The organism is Microcoleus sp. B9-D4, from assembly GCF_036705105.1.
Taxonomy (GTDB): domain Bacteria; phylum Cyanobacteriota; class Cyanobacteriia; order Cyanobacteriales; family Microcoleaceae; genus Microcoleus.
The window spans coordinates 1-6725 of record NZ_JAUBTS010000124.1 but is presented as its reverse complement, the minus strand read 5'-3'; the positions used below and the strand labels follow the sequence as shown (position 1 = coordinate 6725).

3 protein-coding genes are annotated in these 6725 nt (G+C 41.0%); all 3 read left to right on the top strand.

All coding sequences use genetic code 11. The features are described from left to right. Positions 1–596 precede the first annotated feature (596 nt). Complete coding sequence (locus QUB24_RS32680; RefSeq protein ID WP_333157710.1) at positions 597–2504, top strand: galactose oxidase early set domain-containing protein; 1908 nt, start codon at positions 597–599, stop codon at positions 2502–2504. A 194-nt stretch (positions 2505–2698) separates the two neighbouring features. Continuing rightward, the gene (locus QUB24_RS32675) at positions 2699–4156 is read left to right on the top strand and encodes a peroxidase (protein ID WP_333157708.1); all 1458 of its coding nucleotides are present in this window, start codon (positions 2699–2701) and stop codon (positions 4154–4156) included. A gap of 200 nt (positions 4157–4356) precedes the next feature. Next, entirely contained in the window at positions 4357–5916 is a 1560-nt protein-coding gene (locus tag QUB24_RS32670; protein WP_333157707.1) for a hypothetical protein, read from the top strand. Positions 5917–6725: the final 809 nt, after the last annotated feature.

The window sequence follows — 6725 nt, the reverse complement described above, 5'->3', positions numbered from 1 at the left end:
TAATAATTTATAACTCTGCAATTATACATTGTTGGGCTAATTTTAGCAATCTTTTCCTATCATTCAACACTTCTGCCTCCAAACAGTAGAAATAGAACTGTTATACAACTTTGAGTAAAACAGTTCTATTTCTGTTGGCGCAACTGCATTCCTGATCTGGCTAAGACAGATACATTTAAGCCGGACAGATGTGTTACTTTTTTGGGCGAACGAGAGCTACCATTCAAGTTGGTTGTATATAGTAGCCATAGTTTGTTGGACGATGAATCTTCCTATGAAGAGAACATCAAAACCTTGACAGACTACATTAGTTCGCTACATCAGTAATTAGGTTATGAGGGAGTGACAAGCCCTCTGAAATATCGTGGTTTCAGGCTTGCCAGTCCATTAATAATCACTCAATGTTGTAGAAGTTTGAGTAAAACAGTTATACAACATTGAGCGCCACTGAGAGCATGAAATTACTGAGCAGGAAATAGAACTAAAGTTTCCTAAATCAAGCAGGTTTTTCAGGATTTAGGAAAATTCGACAAAAGGCAACTATGATACTCAACAAATCAATTAAAAGAACTACGCTTATCTCGCTTTTTCTTGTTTTGATTTTAACTGCAACTTTTACCATCTGTGGATGGAAGCAGGCGATCGCATCTCCCCTAGTCGGTTCTAAAGAAGAAATGGGAGAATGGGAAACCATCCCAATGGCTCCTCCAGAAAGCCGGATGCAGTCTGTTCATACCGTACTCCTTCCCAATGGAAAGGTTTTGAGCGTTAACTGCAGCAGCTTTCGGAACACCCTAACTAAGAATGACAAAGGGGAATATGTCTTTATAGAAGGGGTGGGTTCAGGAGACTATGATGCTATTAACAATGCCTCCCTTTTCGATCCTAAAACCAAGCAATTTGAGCGCATTGCTTCTCCACCTGCAATGCAATATATGGAGAGCAACGATTTATTTTGTGCTGGTCATTTGCAACTAGCCGATGGCAACCTCCTTTTTATTAGTGGAACAGGGCGCTATTACCCTGGCGGACGATTTACAGGATCTAGGCAAGCCAATATTTATAATTGGCAAACAGGCAAGTGGTCGCCTGCTGGTAAACTTAAAGAGGGGCGTTGGTATCCAACTTTAGTGTCCTTAGCAGATGGCAAAATTGTAATTTTTTCGGGTCTAAAAATTAATGCCCCCAACCAAATTAATCCCAGTATTGAAATCTACGACCCTAAAACTGGAAAGTTTCACTACATCGATCTTACAGCAATCGATAACAGTCCCTTCAACACCTACATCGAAGGGGCTGATGGTTACGATAGCATTGACCTCTATCCTAGAGTTTTTCCAACTGCTGACGGTAGACTTTTGATTACTGGGGATGAAGCTGGCATTGCTAATGTTTTAGTTCAAAGTAAAAGCAAGAAAAGCTATTTAATGTCCCTCCATGAAGACGCAGCGGGTAAATTATCTGTCAGCTTTGAAGTTGGGCCTGAAAGATTTGAAACTTCTAAAGCTTACGGAACTGCCATTCAAGTTCCCAACTCTGAAGATGTATTACTAATCGCTGGGATGATTGGTACCAATGATATTAATTTTGGACGTGGAGGTAAAACAGATAACTATCCAGGATCTAAAGTTGCCTCTAGTTTACAGCGTTGGGTGTCTCCCGAACAAAGCAAAGAAAAGAACGGCAAGTGGGAAAATGTAGAGAAGTTTCTAGAAAAACCTCGCGCCAATGTGGAAGCAGTGATTCTGCCCAGCAAGGAAATTTTAGTAGCCAATGGTGGTGAATATCCAGAATACAAGCCTATCTATGAGCCTGTACTCATGACTCCTAATTCCCAGGAGCCAGGAGGCTACAGCATCAAGTCAATGAATTCAGCCAAACTACCCAGACTTTATCATAATGGAGCTATCTTGTTACCAGATGCTCGTGTTTTAACGATTGGTGGTAATGGTAACCGGGTAGCACGGGAAAAAGATGGAACACTTCACGTTGACATCGGGCGAGATGCTGCAAACAACTTCATCCTAGCAGAGCTAACTGACAAATCAGGTCAGGCTAAAGAGTTTAGTCTGGAAGAGTATTACAAATCTCCTCAAGGTTATTTTGCTAAGGGTGACACAGAGCCCTTTGTACCTGCTGAAATTTGGCAAGCTGAAATTTTTAGTCCCCCCTATTTATTCAAACCGGGTTCTAGACCTGAAATTGTAGAAGCTCCTAGCATTCTCAAATATAGCCAATTGGACAAGATATCAGTCAAGGATGCTACGCAAAACGGTTCTTTAGTCTTGGTCAAACTGGGTGCAGAAACTCATTCTTTCGATTTTGGGCCGCGATTGGTTGAGTTGCCGATTGAAAAAATAGCTCTGGGGGAGCAGTCTGAAATCGACTTTAAAGCACCAACAAACCCCCATCTTTACCCGCCCGGGTACTACATGATATTCTACCTCAATGATGTAGGCAAACCTTCCCACGCCAAGATGGTGAAGCTAGAAGCTGCTGCTTAAAGACATCAGAGTTTACGCGCGACGAGGCTAGAAAGCCGATTTATTCATAGATTTATGTTGCCAAACCCACAATTTTTCATAGAAATTAAGTTTCTTTACGTAAGCCGTAAACCTCATCAATATTTGTCATCTATTGCGACATCACCACCGCAGCAATAGTCCGGTCTAAACTATAGAATAAGGGAGTCAATACAATGACACTAACAGACGAAGATTTGCAAAGCCTACCTGGCAATGGCGAAGGTATTGACCCAGATAATCCGGGTAAATATAAAGAAGTGCTTGAAGATTTACAGGGCAACATTCTCAACTCTCACGGACGAGATTATAGCGTGTATCTGTTTTTGCAATTCAAGCCAGAGCAAACAGATAGGGCAAAGCAGTGGATTCGAGATTTCGCCCAGAAGTATGTAAAATCTGCTAGCCAGCAGACAGATAGCGCACGTCGGTATAGAGAAGCTCGCATCAATGGCGGTGTATTTAGCAACTTCTTTTTATCACGTAAGGGTTATGAGTATCTGCAAATTCCTCCCGCCAAAATCCCTAGCGATAAACCTTTTCGTTTCGGCATGAAAAATTATGCTCTTCAGAATTTGTTAGGCGATCCATCTTTTAAGGAATGGGAACTAGGGTATCAATCCGACATTCATGCCTTAGTAATAATGGCAGATGATAGCTTAGTATACTTACTACAAATAGTTAACCAAGTGATGCAAAAAATGCGTCAAATCGCCGAATTTGTTAACCGAGAAGATGGTTTTATCATCAAAAATTATCGAGGACAATTTGTTGAATATTTTGGCTTTGTTGATAATATCAGTCAACCTTTATTTCTCAAACTGGAAATTCAACTAACAAAAGAAAAGGGCTGTGACTTCAGCAAATGGGACCCTAGAGCTTCTCTCGATCTGATCTTAGTTAAAGACCCCAACGGTAGGACAGAAGACAGTTACGGCAGTTATTTAGTCTTTCGCAAACTCGAACAAAATGTCAAAGGATTTCGTGAAGACCAGCGAAAGCTAGCTAACAAACTAAATATAACTGACGATTTAGCTGGTGCGATGGTTGTCGGTCGGTTCTTCGATGGAACGCCACTCACTCTCAAAGATCAACCTCTGTATGCAAACCCAATACGACCGTTGGATACCCTCAACGACTTCGATTACAGTGATGATACACAAGGAACAAAGTGTCCTTTTCACTCTCACCTCCGTAAAAGTAACCCGCGAGGAGATACAGGACGTATAGAATCTTCGGTTAGTTACGAAGATTCCTTACAATTAGAAAGGCGGCATCGCATCGCTCGTCGTGGTCTTAGTTGTGGAGAAGATGACGTTACCAAAGAACCTGAAACAGGGTCAGGATTGCTATTTTTGTGCTTTCAAGCTGATATTGAAAATCAATTCAATTTTATGCAATCAGCATGGGCTAATCAAAAAAAATTCTGCCAAATCAATGTGGGGCATGATCCGCTGATTGGTCAGGTTAGCGGTAAGGCATCTGGTCAACCCATAGGAACTCCGAAATGGCCGAAAAAGTGGGGGGAATCGGAAACCGAACAATATGACTTTAGCCTGTGGGTTACAATGAAAGGCGGTGAATACTTTTTTGCACCTAGTGTCAGCTTTATCAAGAATATAGGACTTACATAAAGTCTTTATTTTTAGGGTGTGTTAGCGGAGCCAAAGCATGGTAATCTGCCATATAAACAGGCAAATTTTGAATCTTTAAGTTACGGGCACGCTCTCAGGCTAAATTCAGCGAATAGTGAAAAAAATTGGATATCGTTTGCTTTCAAGCTTATTCTCAATTAGAGAAGTTTAGCTAACAAATACAAAAAAAGGAGTTAGGTATGGTTAAACTCAAAGAAATAATTATACAAATCGCCGAAATTGTCACCTCTTTTCCAAGTTTTATTGCCCAAATTTGGGAAAATTTCTCCTCCCTGAATTTGAAGTTAGTAACAATTGGATTATTAGTAGCAAGTTTGGAGCTATTAGCACCTATGAGTGCTAATGCTCAAGGCAAAGTTGTGGCTGATCCTGCTCAAGTCACAGTGTCAGGGATGCGTGGAACTGTTGCAACTCGCAATATCGTCCTGCAAACTGACACGCCGATAAATAATTTGCAGTTAATCCCCTTGGATTTGAATAGGAGTGATGGGGATAGTATTTTTCCGGCACAGGCAATTAGTGTGGAAAAACCTTCGGTCAGTTCAACCAACCAGAATCTCATGATGACGTTGGTAAAGTTTGACCTGAATAAAGTCATTAGAAGTGGAGAATTTAACGGAAAGCTGTGGTTGAGTTACCAAGATGGAGAGCAAGTTATCCCTGTAACTATAAAAGTGAAAGACCATTGGTTTTTACCATTACTCATCTTGTTAGTAGGGTCAGCATTAGGCATCAGTGTTTCTATTTATCGGACTCAAGGGAGACCGCGCGATGAAATATTAGTCCGAGTTAGCCAAGTTCGCATCCAAATGCAAGATGATGCAGATTTTATCAAATTTGAGGCATTTAAAGCGAGAGTGGAAGGACATTTAATTGATGTAAAAATGGCGCTTCAAGGGGAACGCTGGGACGAGGCTAAAAATGCAGTTCAGCAAGCAGAGTTAGTCGAGAGTAAATGGCTCAAAGGTCGTGCTGATTGGTTGGCACAGTTAGGTTATTCTGATGAAATCAAGCAGCAGTTACAGGATCTAGAGCGGAGCATTCCTTTTGTACAGACGGTGCATCGCAGTTTGGAAGATGCGCTAAGAGACGCTCCCGATTTAGACAGTCCCGTGCAATTGCGCGATCGCCTCCAAGGATTAGCTGAACAAGTGAATTCTTACCTTTCACTGCAAGCTAAGATAAAACAACTTTATAGTTTGAGCGAGGAGTTGTCTGTTGAACAGGCAAAAAATTGGCAGCCTAAAATACAGAATTTAGAACAGCGGATAGAAAGCTTACAGCCTGCTGATTTAACAAAAGATGCTAATTTAAGGGATGAGGTAGAAGGGGCGATCGCGGAAATTACAGAACTGCTTTCGCAGCAAGCAGATATGGTAGATCCGACAGAACTCGATTTCGGGGTAAACGTAACGGGGGCGATCGCCAAAGGAGTCCAAATCCGGGATATAATGATAAATTTACTGGGAGCCGCACCCTCTACTAGCTTAGTGAGTTGGGAAGAGCAAGCGTCGGGTGCGAATGTACGTTTGAAGGTTTTTACTGTGACTAGCTACATAATTGCGATCATGTTTTTAGCCGGAGCAGGTTTTAGCCAACTTTATGTTGATAAACCTACTTTTGGAGATAATCCTTGGAACGATTATTCTGCACTGATGGCTTGGGGTTTTGGAGCAGAGGCTACCAGAGATGCTGTTACAAAGGTGGTGCAGGGGTGGAGTTTACCTGGATTAAAGTGATGTTCAACTCGTTTGTATCAAGGGAATAAATTTTCGATTAAGCAAGTGCTGAAATCGGTAAATTTATTAATCGGAATAGATAAAATCACATTCGAGGTTTTTATCCTCATAAAGCTCGTTCCAAAACTCTGAGAATGTGCTTGTGTAGTAAGGGAAAACTATACATAGTATTCATAAGGGTAAAGAAATAGAACAAGTCATTCAAAATGCGGGGGACTATTAATATTTTTACCCCCGTATTCTTCATTTTTTTGCCTCCACAAAATGGATGGTCAAAGGTTAAAGGTATTCTTCGTTGTCAGAGTACGAGAACATATAAACCATTGGCGAAGGGTTCTGGGTAATCGCATTTGAACTCTCTTGGTGAACCAGACCTCTGTCTTGTGGTTGACCCACTGCTGTTATTAGACCTCATTTATTTGAGAAAGGCTATAGAGACATTTACGCTCCGCTTTGTCAGCTTTGACAACAGCTATATCTTATAGATTTGTGCGCTGGGTGCAAGAAAATATGGACGTATTTACTATCGACAAAGCCAGTTTGTGCTTGGTTTGGGCTTAAAATTTGTTTAATTTATGTTGGGTAAAAAGACCACTTAAGATTTTATGTTCCTATGCTTTTTTATAATTAGGTTAGACCATTTTTATATTGACGTTATAATTATTGTTAATAAAAACAGATTATTTGTGATCTGACCAGATAGAGAGCGAGAGATAATGAGAGGAAATGACCCATGAACGTCTTTGAGTTCGAGATTACCATCCAGAGCAAATCAGGCGAGAGTAGCTGGCCGATTGTTGTCAGGTGCA

Coding starts and splice junctions, on each gene's coding strand:
- QUB24_RS32675 (WP_333157708.1), top strand. CDS start 2,699: ATGACACTAACAGACGAAGATTTGCAAAGCCTACCTGGCAATGGCGAA.
- QUB24_RS32670 (WP_333157707.1), top strand. CDS start 4,357: ATGGTTAAACTCAAAGAAATAATTATACAAATCGCCGAAATTGTCACC.